The sequence below is a fragment of the Bacillus sp. FDAARGOS_235 genome (genome assembly GCF_002073415.2).
Lineage (GTDB): Bacteria > Bacillota > Bacilli > Bacillales > Bacillaceae_G > Bacillus_A > Bacillus_A toyonensis.
The window spans coordinates 2,003,511-2,022,124 of sequence record NZ_CP020437.2 but is presented as its reverse complement, the minus strand read 5'-3'; the positions used below and the strand labels follow the sequence as shown (position 1 = coordinate 2,022,124).

General features: G+C 32.4%; 25 protein-coding genes and 2 pseudogenes. 20 read left to right on the top strand and 7 right to left on the bottom strand.

Going from position 1 to position 18,614, the window contains the following annotated elements:
* Nucleotides 1-529 precede the first annotated feature (529 nt).
* The 4 genes from A6J74_RS12290 (at nucleotide 530) to A6J74_RS12275 (ending at nucleotide 3,214) form a co-directional block, all read left to right on the top strand.
* A complete protein-coding gene (locus A6J74_RS12290; RefSeq protein WP_000448627.1) occupies nucleotides 530-1,150 on the top strand; it encodes a DsbA family protein in 621 nt (206 codons plus the stop codon).
* A gap of 173 nt (nucleotides 1,151-1,323) precedes the next feature.
* Nucleotides 1,324-2,145, top strand: coding sequence for an MBL fold metallo-hydrolase (locus tag A6J74_RS12285; RefSeq protein ID WP_000477264.1), 822 nt, complete (start codon nucleotides 1,324-1,326; stop codon nucleotides 2,143-2,145).
* Between the two features lie 4 nt (nucleotides 2,146-2,149).
* Nucleotides 2,150-2,542 carry a nuclear transport factor 2 family protein gene (locus A6J74_RS12280; protein ID WP_001046366.1) on the top strand — a complete coding sequence of 131 codons (393 nt, stop codon included), beginning with the start codon at nucleotides 2,150-2,152 and terminating at the stop codon, nucleotides 2,540-2,542.
* Nucleotides 2,543-2,689: 147 nt separating this feature from the next.
* Nucleotides 2,690-3,214 carry a nuclear transport factor 2 family protein gene (locus A6J74_RS12275; protein ID WP_000764195.1) on the top strand — a complete coding sequence of 175 codons (525 nt, stop codon included), beginning with the start codon at nucleotides 2,690-2,692 and terminating at the stop codon, nucleotides 3,212-3,214.
* Nucleotides 3,215-3,581: 367 nt separating this feature from the next.
* On the opposite strand, the gene A6J74_RS12270 is transcribed toward A6J74_RS12275, so the two are convergent.
* Both A6J74_RS12270 and A6J74_RS12265 read right to left on the bottom strand, forming a co-directional pair.
* Entirely contained in the window at nucleotides 3,582-3,815 is a 234-nt protein-coding gene (locus tag A6J74_RS12270) for a Phr family secreted Rap phosphatase inhibitor (protein ID WP_000733022.1), read from the bottom strand.
* Nucleotides 3,815-4,930: a response regulator aspartate phosphatase gene (locus tag A6J74_RS12265; RefSeq protein ID WP_000558427.1), complete on the bottom strand. Its 1,116-nt coding sequence runs from the start codon at nucleotides 4,928-4,930 to the stop codon at nucleotides 3,815-3,817. The genes A6J74_RS12270 and A6J74_RS12265 overlap by 1 nt, the downstream gene beginning before the upstream one ends.
* A gap of 136 nt (nucleotides 4,931-5,066) precedes the next feature.
* Between A6J74_RS12265 and A6J74_RS12260 the strand changes: the two genes are divergently transcribed.
* From A6J74_RS12260 to A6J74_RS12205, 9 genes and pseudogenes are all read left to right on the top strand, one after another.
* The gene (locus tag A6J74_RS12260; protein WP_044810302.1) at nucleotides 5,067-5,225 is read left to right on the top strand and encodes an HNH/endonuclease VII fold putative polymorphic toxin; all 159 of its coding nucleotides are present in this window, start codon (nucleotides 5,067-5,069) and stop codon (nucleotides 5,223-5,225) included.
* Nucleotides 5,226-5,236: 11 nt separating this feature from the next.
* Nucleotides 5,237-5,626 (top strand): immunity 50 family protein, encoded by a 390-nt coding sequence (locus A6J74_RS12255; protein ID WP_000566926.1) that lies wholly within the window; start codon nucleotides 5,237-5,239, stop codon nucleotides 5,624-5,626.
* An 80-nt stretch (nucleotides 5,627-5,706) separates the two neighbouring features.
* Nucleotides 5,707-6,234 (top strand): hypothetical protein, encoded by a 528-nt coding sequence (locus tag A6J74_RS12250; RefSeq protein WP_370115430.1) that lies wholly within the window; start codon nucleotides 5,707-5,709, stop codon nucleotides 6,232-6,234.
* Nucleotides 6,235-6,363: 129 nt separating this feature from the next.
* The gene (locus A6J74_RS12245) at nucleotides 6,364-6,627 is read left to right on the top strand and encodes a DUF4176 domain-containing protein (protein WP_001116623.1); all 264 of its coding nucleotides are present in this window, start codon (nucleotides 6,364-6,366) and stop codon (nucleotides 6,625-6,627) included.
* A 10-nt stretch (nucleotides 6,628-6,637) separates the two neighbouring features.
* Nucleotides 6,638-6,846, top strand: a pseudogene (locus A6J74_RS12240) (ornithine cyclodeaminase family protein); the annotation flags it as partial.
* 527 nt (nucleotides 6,847-7,373) lie between these two features.
* Entirely contained in the window at nucleotides 7,374-8,045 is a 672-nt protein-coding gene (locus A6J74_RS12230) for a hypothetical protein (protein ID WP_000748161.1), read from the top strand.
* A gap of 412 nt (nucleotides 8,046-8,457) precedes the next feature.
* Nucleotides 8,458-9,108 carry a Yip1 family protein gene (locus A6J74_RS12220; RefSeq protein ID WP_000449717.1) on the top strand — a complete coding sequence of 217 codons (651 nt, stop codon included), beginning with the start codon at nucleotides 8,458-8,460 and terminating at the stop codon, nucleotides 9,106-9,108.
* 324 nt (nucleotides 9,109-9,432) lie between these two features.
* Complete coding sequence (locus A6J74_RS12210; protein ID WP_000639126.1) at nucleotides 9,433-9,624, top strand: DUF4176 domain-containing protein; 192 nt, start codon at nucleotides 9,433-9,435, stop codon at nucleotides 9,622-9,624.
* A 21-nt stretch (nucleotides 9,625-9,645) separates the two neighbouring features.
* The gene (locus tag A6J74_RS12205; RefSeq protein ID WP_000242739.1) at nucleotides 9,646-9,927 is read left to right on the top strand and encodes a hypothetical protein; all 282 of its coding nucleotides are present in this window, start codon (nucleotides 9,646-9,648) and stop codon (nucleotides 9,925-9,927) included.
* 84 nt (nucleotides 9,928-10,011) lie between these two features.
* Here the strand turns inward: A6J74_RS12205 and A6J74_RS12200 are convergent.
* The 3 genes and pseudogenes from A6J74_RS12200 to A6J74_RS12190 all read right to left on the bottom strand — a co-directional run.
* Nucleotides 10,012-10,251: pseudogene (locus A6J74_RS12200) on the bottom strand (tyrosine-type recombinase/integrase); the annotation flags it as partial.
* Nucleotides 10,252-10,425: 174 nt separating this feature from the next.
* Complete coding sequence (locus A6J74_RS12195) at nucleotides 10,426-10,809, bottom strand: hypothetical protein (protein WP_000968640.1); 384 nt, start codon at nucleotides 10,807-10,809, stop codon at nucleotides 10,426-10,428.
* Between the two features lie 12 nt (nucleotides 10,810-10,821).
* A complete protein-coding gene (locus A6J74_RS12190) occupies nucleotides 10,822-12,003 on the bottom strand; it encodes an alpha/beta hydrolase family protein (RefSeq protein ID WP_001288643.1) in 1,182 nt (393 codons plus the stop codon).
* Between the two features lie 58 nt (nucleotides 12,004-12,061).
* Here A6J74_RS12190 and A6J74_RS12185 point away from each other — a divergent pair, with 58 nt between their 5' ends.
* The 7 genes from A6J74_RS12185 (at nucleotide 12,062) to A6J74_RS30035 (ending at nucleotide 15,339) form a co-directional block, all read left to right on the top strand.
* Complete coding sequence (locus A6J74_RS12185) at nucleotides 12,062-12,445, top strand: DUF1433 domain-containing protein (protein WP_000728331.1); 384 nt, start codon at nucleotides 12,062-12,064, stop codon at nucleotides 12,443-12,445.
* Nucleotides 12,446-12,527: 82 nt separating this feature from the next.
* The gene (locus A6J74_RS12180; RefSeq protein ID WP_000757438.1) at nucleotides 12,528-12,914 is read left to right on the top strand and encodes a DUF1433 domain-containing protein; all 387 of its coding nucleotides are present in this window, start codon (nucleotides 12,528-12,530) and stop codon (nucleotides 12,912-12,914) included.
* Between the two features lie 81 nt (nucleotides 12,915-12,995).
* A complete protein-coding gene (locus tag A6J74_RS12175) occupies nucleotides 12,996-13,385 on the top strand; it encodes a DUF1433 domain-containing protein (RefSeq protein WP_000757423.1) in 390 nt (129 codons plus the stop codon).
* A 77-nt stretch (nucleotides 13,386-13,462) separates the two neighbouring features.
* Complete coding sequence (locus tag A6J74_RS12170) at nucleotides 13,463-13,864, top strand: DUF1433 domain-containing protein (RefSeq protein ID WP_000757424.1); 402 nt, start codon at nucleotides 13,463-13,465, stop codon at nucleotides 13,862-13,864.
* Nucleotides 13,865-14,181: 317 nt separating this feature from the next.
* Nucleotides 14,182-14,586: a hypothetical protein gene (locus A6J74_RS12165; protein ID WP_000598101.1), complete on the top strand. Its 405-nt coding sequence runs from the start codon at nucleotides 14,182-14,184 to the stop codon at nucleotides 14,584-14,586.
* 288 nt (nucleotides 14,587-14,874) lie between these two features.
* A complete protein-coding gene (locus A6J74_RS30040; RefSeq protein ID WP_000633634.1) occupies nucleotides 14,875-15,036 on the top strand; it encodes a hypothetical protein in 162 nt (53 codons plus the stop codon).
* A gap of 144 nt (nucleotides 15,037-15,180) precedes the next feature.
* The gene (locus A6J74_RS30035) at nucleotides 15,181-15,339 is read left to right on the top strand and encodes a hypothetical protein (RefSeq protein WP_002105584.1); all 159 of its coding nucleotides are present in this window, start codon (nucleotides 15,181-15,183) and stop codon (nucleotides 15,337-15,339) included.
* Nucleotides 15,340-15,556: 217 nt separating this feature from the next.
* Here the strand turns inward: A6J74_RS30035 and blaIII are convergent, their stop codons facing one another.
* Nucleotides 15,557-16,504: a class A beta-lactamase BlaIII gene (gene blaIII, locus A6J74_RS12160; RefSeq protein ID WP_000497833.1), complete on the bottom strand. Its 948-nt coding sequence runs from the start codon at nucleotides 16,502-16,504 to the stop codon at nucleotides 15,557-15,559.
* A 596-nt stretch (nucleotides 16,505-17,100) separates the two neighbouring features.
* Nucleotides 17,101-18,423: an MFS transporter gene (locus A6J74_RS12150; RefSeq protein WP_000035850.1), complete on the bottom strand. Its 1,323-nt coding sequence runs from the start codon at nucleotides 18,421-18,423 to the stop codon at nucleotides 17,101-17,103.
* Nucleotides 18,424-18,614: the final 191 nt, after the last annotated feature.

The window sequence follows — 18,614 nt, the reverse complement described above, 5'->3', positions numbered from 1 at the left end:
GTAGTGCGCGCGAAATTTGTCGGTAAATCGATATGTTGTGTCGAAACGTTGATATATTCGGAGTTACGATCGATATAATTGAATAATCGTTGATATATTTTTGTAAAGAGTGGGATTGGTTGTAGATTAATGTAGAAATTTAATGTTTTCGGAAAAAAGAATTGACTTCTATATTAGTTGTAACTAAAATAGTTACATAAAGATGTAATCAATTTAGTTACAACTAATAGCTGCTAAAAATATGATTTATATATTTAATTAAGGATGGTGGTCCATACGTTGCCACCCGGTGTAGAAAGTTACTAACACATTCAAATCAATGCATATTCCAAGCTTTAGTATTTTCTGTTACGGGGCAATAAGGTGCAACGTTATCTTTTGTTAAAAACCTTGGTGGATCTTTCTTTGGAAATATTAGTTTTGGGGAAATATAGTAAGGTATCTAAAAAAGAACAAGGTATAAAAAGATGTACTTATATAAACCAAAAATTTAGTTGAGCTGGATAATAAAAAAAGGTAGGAGATTTAAATGGAGACGAAACAAGATAATCTTATTTACGTATGGGATGCATATTGTGGATGGTGCTATGGTTTTTCAGAAAGTATTAAAGGATTTTACAAAAACCACACTGAAGTGCCATTAACGGTTTTATGTGGAGGGTTATTTTTAGATAATTTACCAATGAAAAACTTCTCATATATAGAAGAAGGAAATAAAAGAATTAATCAACTTACAGGTGCTGAATTTGGTCCTTCATATCAAAAATTGGTGGAGGAAGGGACTTTTAAAATGAATTCGAAAGATGCTGCAATTGGTTTTTCAGCTTTACGCTCATTAGCGCCAGACCGTGTATTAGAATTCACTTCGGCTATGCAAAAAGCGTTTTATTATGAGGGCCGAAGTCTGAGTGATCCGGAAACATATCGCAAGATTGCAATCGAGCATGGTTTGGACCTTGAACAAGTATTAGAACGTTTAAACGCTCAAGAAACAATAATAGATGTCCAAAATGATTTCAATAAAGTTCGACAGCTTGGTGTTAATAGCTACCCTTCATTACTTTTACAAAAGGATAATCAAATTATTCCTATTGGTGGTGGCGTAATGACGCCGGATAAAATTGAAGCGCGTTTTAAAAATTTATGTTAAGAAAATTTAGGCTATAGTAGCAAACATGTTATCTTAGGCCACCTGACATTCATCTCCGGAATATTCGCCAGTACTATTACACTTTCAGATAAATGGGAGTGGGAGATTTTATCGGAACAAGATAAAAATATGATAATTAGTTAATGACTTTAACAAAAGGAGAATAACATACTATGTTTAAAACAATCGATACAAATCAAAAAGATGTGAAATTAACGGTGTTTAGTTCGGACGAAAAAAGCTTTATGGTCACAGCAACATTAGTTGAGAAAGCAGGACATGCATTTTTAATAAACTCAAAATTTACTCAATCTGATTCGAAAGAAATTGTTGAGTATCTGAAAAAAAACGACTTATCTTTAGATAAAATCTTTATTACTCATGGGGATCCTGATTACTACTTTGGATTAGAAAGCATTAAAGCTGCTTACCCAGAAGCTATAGCGTATGCTACAGAGTCTACTGTTGAACATATTGTTCATTCTGTCTTAGGGAAATTAAAAGTTTGGAAAGATGCCCTTGGAGAAAATGCACCAAGTAACGTGGTATTACCTCAAGTGTTTAAAGAAAAAACGATTAATTTTCAGGGGTTAACATTTGAACTAGTAGGCTTAGATTATTACAGAACTAGCTTATTTAATAAAGAGCTGAAAGTATTAATTGGTGGTATTGATGTATTTAACGAAATACATGTATTCTTAGCGGATACTAGCTCAAAAGCGGCGATGGAGGCGTGGATTGAGAACTTGAAAGTGTTACAAGCATTAAATGCTGACATAATTGTACCTAGCCATGGATCAATTGAAAAATCCCTAAATAATCAAGCACTTACTGCGACAATGGATTATCTAAGAACTGCGGTTCAAGCTTCTGAGGAAAGCGGAACTTCAAAAGATTTTGTGGCAAAACTTGAAGCAGCATATCCAGGCTATGCAAATAAAGGTGTATTAGAATTAAGTGCAAAAGTTGTAACAAAAGAAATGCCTTGGGGGTAATGATATGAATAAATATCAAAAACTATTACATGAAACGTATGTGTTAACTGGCGAAGGGAAATTGGATGCGTTCAAAACGTATTTAAGTGAAAATGTATCTTGGACAGAAGCTGCTGGGTTTCCATATGCAGGTACTTATATAGGTCCAGATGAAGTAGTGAAAAACGTACATGAACGTCTTGGCACAGAATGGGATGACTATAGCGCTAAAGATGAAATTTATACTTTTAATAACAATACTGTTATCGTGTATGGAAAATATAGTGGAACATATAAAGCTACAGGGAAGTCATTTGTAGCAGATTTTTGTCACCTTTATGAGTTTGATGAGAAAGATAAGGTTAAGAAGTTTATTCAAATTGTGGACAGTGCAACTGTTAATGAGGTATTGAGTTAGAGTTAATCGCTTCTGATATGCCTTTTATAGGGGGGAGGATAAATGAAATTCCTAACATTACCCCTGACATTACATTTTGGGGAAGGTTTCTCCTTCTTCAAACTTTTTATAGAAGAAAACTTATTTAAGTAGAAGAGGTAGATATATATGAAATTAGAGAAAAATTTAATCATAACAATTATTTCTGTATTTATTTTAGGAGTAGTTTCGACTTTGGTATATCAAGCTTCCACCGGTAATAACACAGGGAACTCAATAAAGAGCGAGAATGTTGCTTCTGTATCAAAAGAAGTGAAAGAAAATGAAAAGAATAAAAATATGGTAGTTGATTTCTATAATGAAGTTTTTAACAAACATAATATCGATATTATCCCTAAATATGTTAGCGAAGATTATAAGCAACATAATCCTTTTGTTGCTGATGGACGAAAAGCCTTCATGGATTTCTTTAAGGAGAATTTTGTTAAAAATCCTAATTCCTCTGCAGAGATTAAACGTGTAGTAGCTGAAGGGGATACAGTTGCTCTTCATGTACATTCTCGTACTAATTCTCAAGATAAGGGAGTTGCTATAGTGGATATATTTCGTATCAAGGATGGAAAGATTGTCGAACACTGGGATGTAATTCAAGAGATTCCAAGTGAAGCAGCTAATGATAATACGATGTTTTAGATAGAAGATATATCTAATAATTGTTTAATTGATAGTGCTGCATAGAATTTAGAAATTTAGATAAGTAAAGGAGATGTCCTAGTACTATGCCTGGGACATCTCCTTTTTGTTTTAAAGAGATTTAATTTATTGTTATTTGTATTTTTTTATGTACTACTATTCGAGTACACATCATTTCAGGCGGTTTTCTTTTATCCCGCATTAACGGGCAGCCCGATTGGTAAGGGCTGATTAAAGTTTCACTTTATGCTTCTATATCTTTTCCCTCTTCTACACCAGCAAAAGCAAATTAGATAAAAATGTAGGGCTTAAGTAACTAAAATAAAGAAAAAGCCATACAAGTAGTATGACTTTCTTTGCGAAACAATTAAGCTTGTGGTGCAGGCGGTCTTCCATGATCGTAAGTAGGTGCACCGCCACCATTACCGTGACTATACGCTAAGTCAGGTCTTTGAGGTGACCAGCCTTCTCCATGTGTTGATTGTAATTTATTAACGTTCTCTATCTTTGCTGTTTGTTGTGTTTCAGGAATAGTACTTAATCCGAAAGACATAATACCTGTAGCAGCTAAACTCATTACCGTTAAACCAAGCTTTTTCATTACTTTAACGCCCCTTTAGCTAATAATTTTGTTCTTGCTTCAAGACCTAAACAGAAATAGTCACTAGATGTTTGGTACTCACACGCAGTATGTAATCTAGTTGCTAACAGTTCTGCATATTCTTCTACATAATCCCAAAGTGTTTCTCTTTTGAAATAGGAAATACCTGCAATAGTTACTCTTTTTAATTCTTCAATAGAAGCATTGTTATTTAGTGCTTTTAAAATGGTAAAGTGATGCGTGTATTCTTCATTCTCTAGGTTTAAACAAATTTTTAAACCTTTTTCAATTAGGTCAGAGGCAATATTTGTTTCACCTAACTTAGAATATTCTCTAGCTTGTAGGAAAATAGCTTTAAAATGATTAGGAATTTTCTCTGTTACTTCTGATAAGTGACGAATAGCTGATTCAGAAAGATTTTGACTTGAATATAACCAACCTAAATTGTGGCGGACTAATGAAATTAATGTTTCTTCGTTATTCTTGTTTAATAAGTTTAATGCAGAATTTAAATGTTCCTCGGCTTGTTCAAATTGTTTTAGAGATACACAACTCATTCCGATTGTATTTTCACAAGAAGCTACATTACTTTCATAACCTTGGTGTTTAGAGAAGATATCTTTTGAAGTAGTTGCATAACGAATAGCTAAAAGTGGTTCGTAGGTGTTATGGTAAAACAAAGCTAACTTAGATTGAAATTCAGCTTGTTCGATTTCATTGGAAACATATTTCAAAAGAGATTCAGCTTTTTCATAATGATTTTGTGCCTCATTATGGTCAGTGAGTATCATGAAATGTACCGCTTTATAAAAATGATAATAATAAGCTAAGAAACCATCGGTCGGAGTTTCAAAAGAATCAATTTTATCAAAACTACTTTTATTGATACTGAATCTATCGGTAAGTGTTTTAAAACGAAAATCTAATAGAGAGTAGTATAATAATAGGTTTTGGTCTTGTAGTTCTGCGTTTTCTTCAGTTTTTAAAATTTTAATATATTCATCAAGTTCTTGTTTTAAGTTTATTACTTTTGAAAGTTGTTGTTGTAGCATTAATTGATACCAGTCATTAAGTAACTTTGTAACCTTCTCATTCCTCTTCACTGGAACATGCATATGATCCCTTCCTTTTCTGAATAGTCTTACGTTAAATAATAGCAAGAATAGAATATAACGGAAATTGAAATTTGATATTTCTCAACATTTGTTTAACAATTTTATTTTCAGTTATATAACTAATCGTATTCATTAAATTATAATTCAAGATCATTCAGAGGGTCATAAGTTTGGAGAAGGTGGAATTGGAGATCAGTCACCGCATCATAATGTAAGACCTGAATACAATACACGAACAGGACAGGTAGATGGTATGGGGGATCATTATTATTTTGAGAAGAGAAATAAAAAATAGGGAGTATAAAAATGATTGATCAATTTAAATTTTTAAATCCACAAGCGCTAATTAGTATTTTGGGGAAAATACCAAAGTTTGAAGAATCAGAGTTATTAGATGTGCGTCTTAAAAGAGATGGTCCTACTTTAGTTATTCAATTGATGACAAAGGAAAATGTTGAAAACAAGCCAAAACGATGGAATAAGTGGTATGTAATTTATGTAGAGATATCTTTCTTTATTATTCATAATTTAACAATAAAAGGTTTAGGGACAGAAAATATAATTGATTATTTTGAAATAAATACGATAGAAGAAGGTTTATTAAAAATTAAGTGTAAGAATCAAATGTTAGTTGAATGCTCGTTTGAATGGGCAAAGGTAGAAGGGGTAACCCCACGTTTAATAGGATTACCATAATTTTGATGGGAAGTAGAGAGTTAATTTTTATAGTATTAATATTTTAATATTTAAATATTTTGGGGTTAAATAAGGAATGTATCAAGGACATTATCTTTTTCTTCTTTATTGATACCAATGTATTTCAGTGTACTTTGTGGGCAATATGGATTGTTATAAATCCTAGGAAGCGGCAATTACAATACACTCTATTTTGTGGGGTATTTGGCATCGTATGTTCAGTAGGATTATTAGTTATAACCCAAAAGTTTGCATATGGAATGTTAGGATTACAAACTCCAATCTATTTTGTTTTTTCAGTTGGTTTGTATATTTTTGCTTTGAATCATTATTATAAAAATCATATTAAAAAACTTCAGGGACCAATCAAAAAATCAAAGTCATCGAAAAAAAATTCTGGCTTCGGAGTATTGGCTTTTATAGGATTGGGTCAACTCATTGCTAATATCAGTCTTGGTTTTGTAACACAAAAGATGGTAGCAATTGTATTAATGTGTGTATACTCCATGCTTTCGTTTATTTTGTTTCATTTCATTATGGAACTCCATAGGTACTATTATTTAAGGAAGCGTATAGAAGATGGGGGTAGAACACATGAAACCTTTTAAAGAGTCTGTATTGAATATTAAGTATATAATTGCGGTTCTCCTATAGTCAGTAAAGACTACGGAAAAGAAAAGGGAGAAGCAACATCATGAATATAGAATTACATTTAGATAAAGGGAGGATGGGTAATTATGCCATTTTCTAAAGAAAAGTTTTTACCAAATGGTTCTATTGTTCTATTAAAAGGTGGGACGAAGAAAATTGTGATTTATGGAAGAAAACAAAAACTTATGGTTAAAGAACCTGTGATGTATGACTATATTGGCTGTTTTTATCCAGAAGGATACATTAATCCTGAGTATACATTTGTATTTAACCATGAGGATATCGAAGAAATTATATTTGTAGGTTTTATAGATGAGGAAGAAGAGGCATTTGTAGGATTGCTTAATTGAATGTGATCTAGAAACAGGTGACCTCCAAATTCCGATAAAACTAGCAATCTCCACACTGAACTTGGACAAATCATAAGCGGGGAAAAAACTGGACGCGAAAATGATGAAGAGATTACTATTTTCAAATCATTTGGTTTGGCAGTAGTAGATATTATCGTCGCGAAGTATTTGGATGAGAAAGCGGTGGAGTGCGGGATGGGGAATAGGATTGAGTTTTGAGACTGCCTTTTGGTGGTCTCTTTTGCATAAAATCTTGTAAAGCAAGTAAAAGTAGAATATTCAATAGAAAGATAAATTGTTTAAAAGTTCGGAATAATATATTATAATTCGTTTGGTGAAATTAACCAATATATATTTTGCTCATTATGTATTAAAGGTGAAATTATAATAGGCGGGTATGGTTATAGATTCCGCGCAGGTGAAGAATCAGGGTTTCCGCAACTTCACCTAACGGTTATGGCGGGGGAGTTTCATTTAAATTTGAGAAGGAATCGAGATAATAGAATGCGAAAATTTTCAAAAATAGTTATATGTGTTGGTGCGTTAATAATGATTATATTGGGCGTGATTGTACATGATACATGGAAGGATAGGATTTATTTTTCTTTAGCTGTACTTTTTGTTACCGTACTTTCTTTCCTATGGAATATAGTTGCTCATAATATTATGGATAAATTTAAAAAAAGGAGAATAAATAGCTATGAAACTTTTACCGATTGGAACAGTAGCGAGGTGGTTTAATTAACATGAAAAAAAGTATAGATTTTAATAAGAAAGCTTTTGCACATTATATGGCTCTTTATCCTGTAAATGAAATAAGAGTCCACGTAATTGTTCTTGTCCTTTTGGGGGCAGACGTGTTTGTTCTTTTGCCTGCGTTCGCAAATCCTTTTCAATTACTCTATGTATATATAGTAACTCCTCCAGTTATTTTTTTAAATTTGTGGGCGATATGGATTGCTATCAATCCTCGGAAACGACAATTACAATACACCCTATTTCGAGGAGTATATGGCGCCATATGTTCAGTCGGATTATTGGTTATAACTCAAAAATATGCTTATGAAGTGTTACAATTACAAACTCCCATCTATTTTATTCTTTCATTTGGTTTGTATGGTTTTGCTTTGTATTATTTTTATAAAAATCATATTGAAAAACTTCAGGAACCAAGAAAAAAATCAAAATCAGCGAAAGGAACTGGTGGTGTAAAAGTAGCAACTATTGCAGCGGGATCGGGGCAGTTAATTGCTAATATAATTCTTAGCATTGCAACACAACAGATGGGGGCCATTGTATTTATGTCTGCATGCACAGTGATTTCGTTTGTTTTGTTTTATATGATTATAGAACTCCATAAGTATTATTATTTACGGAAGCATATAGAAGATGGAGGGAAAATACGTATAGGCTTTTAAAGAGAATTTGTTGCATTTCAAGTATATAATCGCATTCTTCTTATGGAAGCCATTCACGAGGCTTATAGCGATAAAAGATGTATAGGTGGAAGGTTATATTCTGGTAAAACATCTCAAGGAATGGAAATTAGGTTTGTTCTTATTAATGGTAAGATTATAACTGTTTATCCAATGTATTAAAGAATGTGGGGTACTCAAAAATGAAAGTAACTACTCAGTCCATAGTTAAAAATGCAAGAAAATATAGAGGTAATTGCTAAGAAGAACTCCCCCTAAGTTTCAGATGAAATTAAATGATTGAATATTTACATTTAAATAATCGACTATTTATGCTTTAATATTTATATGTACATAATTGGGATAATTAGGGATTTATATTTAATATGTTTTAAGAAAGGGGAATGTTTTTTATATGGAAACTCCAGAAAATCAATTTAAACGTGCGCTTAATCCTTGGTTCTCCATTTGGACAAAACCACGTGATACAATGAAAGAAATTTTTATATCCAAACCTAAGAATGTGTTTTTACTCATTTTACTAGGCTCATTCGTACAGACTTTAGATCGAGCATCTTCTAAAAATATGGCGGATTCAATAAGTAGTCCAGTTTCAATAATCTCAATGGTTATATTCGGTACCTTCGTTGCTTTCTTAATTTATTATTTTTTGCTACCAGCGTTATTTAATTGGGTGGCAAAAAAACTTGGTGGACAAGGTACATTTGAAAAAACACGTTACTCAGTTGCCTATTCTTATATCCCTTACGTTTATTCTCTTATATTAGTTTGGGTGCCTTCATTTTTCTTGTTTGGGATAGAAAACTTTACGAGTGAGACACCGAAAATGGAGAGTAGCATAACTTTAACGATTTTGTTTCTTATTTTTGCCATAATCGATATAGTTATTGGAATTTGGACAATCATTATTTCCTTAAAATGTTTAGGAGAAGCACACCAATTTTCAGCATGGAAAGCATTATTAACAATAATAGTGTCCTTTATGATTATCATTCTTCCTTTAGTAATAATAGTATTTCTTATAGTAGGGGTTACAATCTTTTAATAATTTATTTGCTTTTTATTTATCCAAACGTTTTCTACTTGCTGGTAGTAATTGTTACAGGGTGAACAACCACATGATTCGGATGTTCCACTTGGCGAAGCGTATGACCTTTATGATCAAATTGATCGCCCGTTACGGCCTGTTTTTCTTATTATCAGTGTTAACAGGAATTTGTGAAGGCAAACTTGAAAATCAAAATATTAAACCATTAAAATCTTAGGGTAGCTGAGTAGATTGTCCTTGTTTGTCCCTTATTTTCCAATTGGAGGCTAATTATTACCAATTGGTTCTGTAGCTCTTATAGAAGAAATTAATCAACCTCTTATGATTTATGGAAGAAAGCAACAACAAGCTGATAATAAATTATGCGATTATGTTTCTTGTCCATATCCTCATGGTAATTTATCAAAAGAATATAATGTGTTTTTTAATCATAATCAAATAATTCATTTATTATTTAAGGGTTTCGAAACAGAGGATGAATTAGAATTAAGAAGTAAATTATCTGAGTTTTAGTGGAAATGGAGAAAATATAATATGGTTTTAGGAATTTCATATTCTGACATTTTTCGCATCATAATTATTGTTTTGGTTTTTTTCATTTTTTGGAGATTGAATACTTGGTATAATAAAAAATATAATGTTCCTAAGGTTTTTCAATGGTTTCCTAGAAGATGGGGAAAAAGAAAAGTTTCAGAGCATTTGTCTCAACTAGATAAAAAGTTAGAAGCTGAAGGTAAAGGTATCTGGGTTACAATCTATGCTATAGATTTGTACATTGTAACTATTCCTTGTACAGTAAAAAAATATAAATCTTAATACATATATGTTTATAAAAAAAGACCTTTTATTTTAAAATAAAAGGTCTTTTTTATGATGATTGAAATAGTAATTTTAAGTGAATTAAATTTGAAATGTATCAAGAATATTATCTTTTTCTTCTTTATTAATTCCAATATATTTCAGGGGGATGTGTGGTGTGCTATGGTTAAGAATTTCTTGTAACATAGCAACATCTTTTGTTTGTTTATAGAACCAATAGCCGAAGGTTTTTCGCATGGTGTGAGTACCAATGGATTCTACATTGGCAAAATCTCCGGCTTTTTGCAATTGTCGATAAGCCTGAATCTTACTAATGGGTTGGACATCAATAATATGTGGTTTTTATTCATAGATTTTCGACCTCTTTGTTTATAGGATTTTGAATGTATACTTTTGTTATATGAATTGAGGATATTAAGGGAATTGTTGAGAAGGCAATGTTTCAGGAATAACAAAAAAAGAGTCCTATATTAAGAGGACTTTTTTCTATTTCCCTTATTTTTTTCCGCAACTGTTTGCTAAGTGAACATGCTCATTAAAAATGTTGTTGTTAATTTGTTTTTCATATTTTTTTAATGTTTCATTTATTTTACTACCAGTTTTACTTTCGAAACTTTTCTCTAGTTCTGCTGCTATATCTCTTAGACTTGTTTGTAATTCATGAAATACCCCTATGTTTTTTTGAAGAGCATATGTATCTTCTTTTATAATGTCTATTGATTTAAACCCTACTTCTGTTTTTAACATCATACGCTGCATTTCTCTTTCAATCTGTTTTTTAGCAGCTTGTAACTCCTCAACAACCTGATCCGCTAAATCTCCTGTAACACTTTCGATTTGCTTTTCTATCTTTTTAATTTCCCCCATAAAATCCATCATATAATTATCTCCTTATCTAAACTGAAAATTCCCTGCTAATTGATTGTCTTTATCTCTTAGTGAATTTGCTGCATCACTAATTTCGTCCCCAAATCTACTTAAACTTTTTTGTTCTTTTCTTAAAAGATGAATTAATTCTTCTGCTATGTGTACATCGTGAAAATAGTCATTTCCACCTTCTTTCGTTCTGGCAATTCGTGAGATGGCTTCATCTATTTCGTATGCTTCTAATAGATGATATTTCCCACCTGGCCCTGTTTCATATTTTAATTGACTTTTCAACTTTTGAACCGCTTCAGCTTCTCTTCTTTGAAACTCTTCTATATTTTTTGCGATATCTGATAATCGATTACTGAGCAATTGGATTTTTTGTGCTTGTCTTATAATATCTTCAGGCTCTAATTTTAATAGGGGACTTCCATTTGAATGAAATGTTCCTCTAAATGTATCTCTGCCGTGTCCGTCCATAGTTAAACGTGTAAAAAGTCCTTGTTTTGTATCGTTCTGTCTCACTGTGTATTGCTTACCAATTAGAGGTGCACCGAATTGAGTGTGGTTACCAATTGGGTCATTCTCATGTGTATAATCCGTAGCCTTATTTTCCATCTCCCCTTTATCTACTCGTTTTTTTGCTTCAGGACTTAGTATACGATAAGGATTTGGTGCAGCCCATGTAGTTGCATAACAATCTAATTCTGCAGCGATAAGGTCTGCTTCTGCACCACCTTTACTATGTCCAGTGGTATGAAGAGAAGAAGGGTTATATTTTGCTACGATGTCATTTTTTGCCCATTTTAATCCAGTATCAAATGATGTTTCAGAATCAGGTTTTATAGTTTGACTGTTACTTGGAGTAATTACTTTAGAATGTGTTTTAATTCCAAACGTAATCTGATCGATATCTGTTTCGAAATCTGCTAATTGGTTAGGCTCTGTCCCACGAAATGCTAGGATTATATCATCATAATGTGTTGCATTTTCTTTGTAATCTTTTTTCGGTACTACTGCAATAGCTTCTAATCCATTTTTTACTTTTTGACAATCTGCATTAATTGATTCTATAACTACCCATTTCTTACCATCTACCCCTTTTATTTCCGCTCCTTTGTGTAAAGAATCATCGTCATAAACGTTACTTGATAACTCGAAATAATCTTCATCTGTCGCAATTGGATTTTTTTTGAATTCACTCATATGTTTCAACTCGTTTCATGGTATATTTTAACTATATTCAAATACAAGGGGATTTTAAATGAAAAAGAAATTGGTAATTATTTTATCCATTATTTGTATTATAGCAGGAGGATATTTTACTATGGAATACTTAAAACAAAAAGAAGAAGAGGAAAAGTTTTGGAAAGTACAAGAAGTACGAGTAGAAAAGTATATTCGTTATAATATTCAGGATGTAAAATCTATCACATTTACAGAACATAAAGTAAATCCAATGGGTATTCCTTATATAAAAGGATATATAAATGATGATAAGGAATTGTGGTTTAATGCTAGTATAAGTACTACAGAAAACTTTGAAGATAAATTCTCGCGTTCTGGAGAACTTGGAAAACTAATAAAAGACCCTGAAAAATCAGTATCTGAAATTGAAAAAGAAGAGAAGGAAAAAAAACAAGAGTAGTCTTTGCACTACTCTTTTCTTCTCTTCTCTATCCCATTTTAAGAAGAATGCAATGGTAATTTTTTTATAAGGGGAATTTCTAATGAAGAAAGTAATGATTTTGGTTGTATCTGTTGTGGTGCTCATAGCAGGAGGGTATTTTACAATGGAATACTTAAAACAAAAAGAAAAAGAAGAAAAGTTTTGGAAAACACAAGAAACAAGAGTAGAAAAATATATTCATTACAATATTCAAGATGTAAAATCTATTACGTTTACAAAACATGATATAAGTCCGATGGGTGTTCCTTCTGTAGAAGGATATATAAATGATGATAAAGAATTATGGTTTGATGCTAGTATAAGTACTACAGATAATTTTGAGGATAAGTTTGGGTGTTCAGGGGAATTATATGATAAGTATGTAAAAAAACCTGAAAAATCAGTATCCGAAATTGAAAAAGAAGAGAAAGCAAAAAACCAAGAGTAGTTCTTGAAACTACTCTTGGTTTCTGTACCCTATTTTAGAAAGAGCATATGTTAACTAGCTTTGAATATAAGGGGATTTCTAATGAAGAAAGTAATGATTTTGGTTGTATCTGCTGTGATACTCATAGCAGGAGGGTATTTTACAATGGAATACTTAAAACAAAAAGAAAAAGAAAAAGAAGAACAATTTTGGAAAGTACAGGAAGCACGAGTAGAAAAGTATATTCGTTATAATATTGAAGATGTAAAATCTATTACGTTTACAAAAAAAGATGTAAGTCCAATGGGAGTTCCTTATTTAGAAGGCCATATAAATCATAATGAAGAATTAGATTTTATAGCTAGTATAAGTACTACAGAAAATTTCGAAGATGATTTCACACGTTCTGGAGAACTTGGAAAACTAATAAAAAAACCAGCAAATTCTGTATCCAAAATTGAAAAAGAAGAGAAAGAAAAAAGACAAGAGTAGTCTTTGAACTACTCTTTTTTTGTATCCCATTCTAAGAAAAATGCATTGGTAAGTGTTTTTTATAAGGAGAATCTCCAATGAAGAAAGTAATGATTTTAGTTGTATCTGCTGTGATGCTCATAGCAGGAGGGTATTTTACTATTGAATACTTAAAACAAAAAGAAAAAGAAGAAAAATTTTGGAATGAACAAAAAGACCGAGTAGAAAAGTATATTCACTATAATATTAAAGATGTAAAATCTATTACATTTACAGAAAATAAGATAAGTCCAATGGGAGTTCCTCATATAAAAGGCTATATAAATCATAATAAAGAATTAGATTTTATAGCTAGTATAAGTACAACTGAAAACTTTGAAGACAAATTTACGCGTTCTGGGAAATTAGGAAAACTTATAAAAAATCCTGAAAAATCAGTATCTGAAATTGAGAAAGAAGAGAAGGAAAATAAAAGAGTTGAAAATATGAAAGTAAACTAATAATAAAAAGTTTGCTTTCAAATTAGAAAAGGTTAGTCCCTCACTTCACTCCAGCTAAAAACCTCACACCCAAAAACAAAGGGGAACTCAATTGTTCAAACTCATATAAAGTTTCAATTTTGTCTAAGCATCCATTAGGATATACAATTGATCCTCTATTTTTCTTTACATAATCTCCAGATACAGTCCATATCAACTATAGATTCTTGTCTTATGCTAAATGTAATCAAAAAGCAAGTAGATAAAGATAATGACTAAAACATTAACTCTAGATACTTTCTTGATGAATATTAAAAATAAACAGGAGGTAATGAAAAATGATTAAAACGTTATTAGCAGGGACACTTTTAAGTACAGGATTGGTAGCGGGAGGTGCAGTAGGTGCAGATGATGCGAAAATGGACAATTTAAAGTCAAATGAAAATAGTTCAAATCAAGTAATTACACAGAGTGCAGATGGAACAACGTCTTTCTCACAAAACTTTGATTTACCTAAAGATGCAGTGCCAGCAACTCCTAAAGGAGACGCAAAAACTGTTGAAAGAACAGAAGGTACAGGTTCTCAAGAAGGAAAAATGGTACCAACAAAAGAAGGTACAGATTCTCAACCTGGATTTGAAATGGGAGCCGCTGAAAAACTAGAACATGCAAAAACTGTTGAAAGAACAGAGGGTACAGACTCTCAAGAAGGAAAAATGGTACCAGCAAAAGAAGGAAATTAAATAATATATAGTTATAACGAAGAGCATCCAAAAAGTGATGCTCTTTTTATATTATAGGGATCAACTGGTTTTACTTAATATAGAACTGTAGCGGGAATTCAAGCTAGAATATGGGTTACTGTCTCTTCAAATCATGGTGTTGGAAGCGCTAGTTTTGTTGGTAACGTTACAACATAAACATTTTATTAGAAATTTTTTAAATTTACATACACTCTAGGTAAACTACATATCAACTTCAGATACTTGTTTTATGATACAAGTAATCAAACAAAAGGAGGGCAATACAAAATGATTACAACAGTATTAACAGGGCACTCTTTTAAGTACAGGAGATTATTAACAGGTGGAGAAAATGTTGAAGATGTACAGACAGATCAACATATTCCATATGAACAAAATGAATTGCAGCGAACTCTAGAAAAGTACGATTCGAAGAAGTTTGAGTTATAAAAAGAAAATAGATAAATATAGTGAAAATAGATAAATTAACAAGAGAAAAGTATTTTGTGTATATAACAGGTGATTTTCATTTGGATATAGGACTTGAATCAAACTTTTATACTAAAATATATACGGTAAAAAGGAGGGAGTACATTGCACAAAATTATTTATGGAATATTAATTTTAATTTATACTTTGTATTCATTTTTTGTAAGTGATGGAAGTGAAGTAAGATTTATTATGGTGTTAACTATAGTACTTATCTTTTCTGTGGTTTTAGAAAAAGGAAATGCAAACAAAACGACTGATTAAAGGTCTTTTTGTTTGCATTTTTTAGTTGGCTATTAAAATCCAGATGTTTTAGAGATAGCACCAAATCGCCATCAAGCTTAAAGAACGATTTATCTCCAAACAATAAAAATGAGCCTTTTATTACAAGTTAGCACCAAATTTCGTTTTTGGGACACTATTAAATTTTTAGTTGATGAAAACACCCGCCTAAAATAGAAAACTTTTAATCTATTATCATTTATTCCGTAGCTTTTAAGGTATTTAACACGACTTTGGTTGCGTCTGCAATAAGTTTATCATCGTATTTAGCATCCTCTTTATCATGATTAGAAAGTATAGCAAGAACAATTGGTTTTTTATTTGGTGGCCAAATAATTGCGATATCATTTCTTGTTCCGTAAGATCCCGCGCCTGTTTTATCAGCTACTTCCCATCCTTTTGGTACGCCCGCACGAATCAATTTATCTCCAGTTGTATTTCTCTTCATCCAATCTACTAATAGTTCACGTTTTTCTATTGGAAGTGCAGTTCCTAATGTAAATGATTGAAGTGTCTTAGCTATCGCTTCTGGTGTACTGGTATCATGTGTTTCTCCTGGATGCACTTCATTTAATTCAGGTTCAAATCGTTCTGAAGTAGTAACAGTATCTCCCATTTCTCTCAAGATTTTTTCAAATTCAGAGGGCCCTCCTAACTGTTTAAGAATCAAATTATGTGCTGTGCTGTCACTATATCGAACTGAAGCATCTGCAAGTTCTTTTAATGTCATTCCTGTATCAACATGCTTTTCAGTAATTGGATTATAATTAGAAAGATCTTCATGAGTATACCTAATCTTTTGATCAAGAGCTTCTAATGAGTTCTTGATCAAAAGAGCGCCCACAGCTAATGATTTAGATGTAGATGCAAATGCAAAACGATCATCTGAATGATAAGTAACAGTTTGATTCGTACCTGTGTCCAGTGCATAAATACCAAGCTTAGCATCATATTCTTTTTCAAGTTTAGCAAAAGATTGATTACCTGTATTTTCTTGTTTAATTTGATTAGCTTGATTCGTTTGTTTAGGTGATTCAGATTGAGCATTACTATTGGAACAGCCTATAAGTGATACACATGAAAGTAATACTACAGGCACAATCTTTTTGTAATGTAAAATGTTAAAGAACTTGTTTAAAACGAACATAAATTTTCAACCTCTTTCAAGAATATATGGATTTTGTCTAGGTATTCTAAATACCAATGCAATTAAAGATGGCATAGGGGAACAATACTACTGCAGCTAAAATCTCACAGGTTAAATAACATCCAAAACGTTTATCCCGCATTAACGGGCAGCCCGATTGGTGAGGGCTGATTAAAGTTTCACTTTATATGATTGATAATTCACGGTTTGGGTTGTTTCTTTTTTGTTTTCACTTGTAATGGTTCACCTGTGAAAGTATTAAACTTGTAATACTTAACAGTAGTATTACGATGTATATTTTTCACTTTTTGGGATAATAAGTCCTTTCATTTTTTTGTAATACATAAAAATAGATGTCAAACGGGATATGTTGTCTCCAATTTGGACAACTCATATTAGAAATACACTTATTAGACACTCTAAGTGATAAATTTGTTCCACTTTAAGATGAGGAAGAATTTGGGGTTTGTAAAATAACAATGGAACTACGTGTTTTTTCGTCATACAAAAACCTCTACATATAAGTAGAGGTTTTTAAATTGTATATTAATGAATTATGCTTTTTTAGATAAACGAAGATAATAGAATACATAATTTTAACTAGATTTATTGTTAACTAATTTATCCCCACCACCAAGCTCCGCCTCAATCTGCGAAGTCTTTGATGACTCATCCATACGCCAATACGTAATAAAGCTGATCGCGATACATCCAGCTACGTAGAAGTAGAAGAGTGATTCCATTCCGATACTCTTTAGCCATAATGCGATGAACTCAGCTGTTCCGCCGAATATCGCAACTGTTAGTGCATATGGTAAACCTACGCCAAGTGCGCGAATTTCAGTTGGGAAGAGTTCGGCTTTTACAATTGCGTTAATTGATGTGTAACCAGTAACGATAATGAGGCCGACCATCATGAGTAAGAATGCTACGATTGGTTCTGTCGTTTTTTCCATAAAGAAGAAGATCGGCGCTGTTAGTAATGTTCCGAGAATACCGAATGCCATTAATAGTGGACGGCGTCCGATTTTATCGGATAGTAGTCCTGCAATCGGTTGAAGTACGACGAATATAAGTAGTGCGACAAAGTTAATCCAGCTTACAACTTCTTTAGGAAGGCCGACTGTGTTTACCATGAACTTTTGTAAATATGTTGTGTACGTATAAAATGCAACAGTGCCTCCTAGTGTTAGACCGACTACTGTTAATACTGCTTTCGGATGTTTCATAAGAGCGCTAATGGTTCCTGCGCTTTCGCGTTTTTGCGATTTTATGTTTGAGAACTGCTCCGACTCATCCATCGTGCGGCGAAGCCATAATACAGCTACTGCACCCATCGCTCCAATAATGAACGGAATGCGCCATCCCCAAGCTTTCATATCTGGTTCGCTTAGTAATTGTTGAAGAACAATTTGAACGCCTAACGCAACCATTTGTCCAGCAACGAGCGTTACATATTGAAAACTTGAATAAAAACCACGGCGGCCACTACTAGCCATTTCAGATAAATACGTTGCGGAAGTCCCATACTCTCCGCCGAGTGATAATCCTTGCAGTAAACGAGCAAGAACTAAAATAATTGGCGCCATAATACCGATGCTTTCGTAACTCGGTGTACAGGCGATAATTAAAGAACCACCGGCCATAACCGTAATGGAAAGAGTTAATGCTGCCCGGCGTCCGTGCCGATCTGCATATCGTCCCATTAGCAAACTGCCGATAGGGCGCATTAAAAATCCAACTGCGAAAATAGCTGCTGTGTTCAATAATTGACTCGTTGGATCTCCTTTAGGAAAGAACTCTGCTGAAAAATAAACGGCAAAAGCAGAGTAAACGTACCAGTCGTACCATTCAATTAAATTGCCGACAGAACCTTTGAAAATATTACCGGCGACTCGGCTAGATTTTGCTTGAGCCATACTAATTCCTCCTCTTGCTTATAAATAAAATGATATCTATGAAAGCGCGTTCAATATAGTTGAATTGTACTGTTCATGAATTAAAATCTCAATATTATGACAATTTTATTCTTTTTGTACTTTATGTACATGGAGTTTTTAATAGTTGCTTCATTTTTAGTTTTGTCATAATAATAGAAAAAGGAGATTGA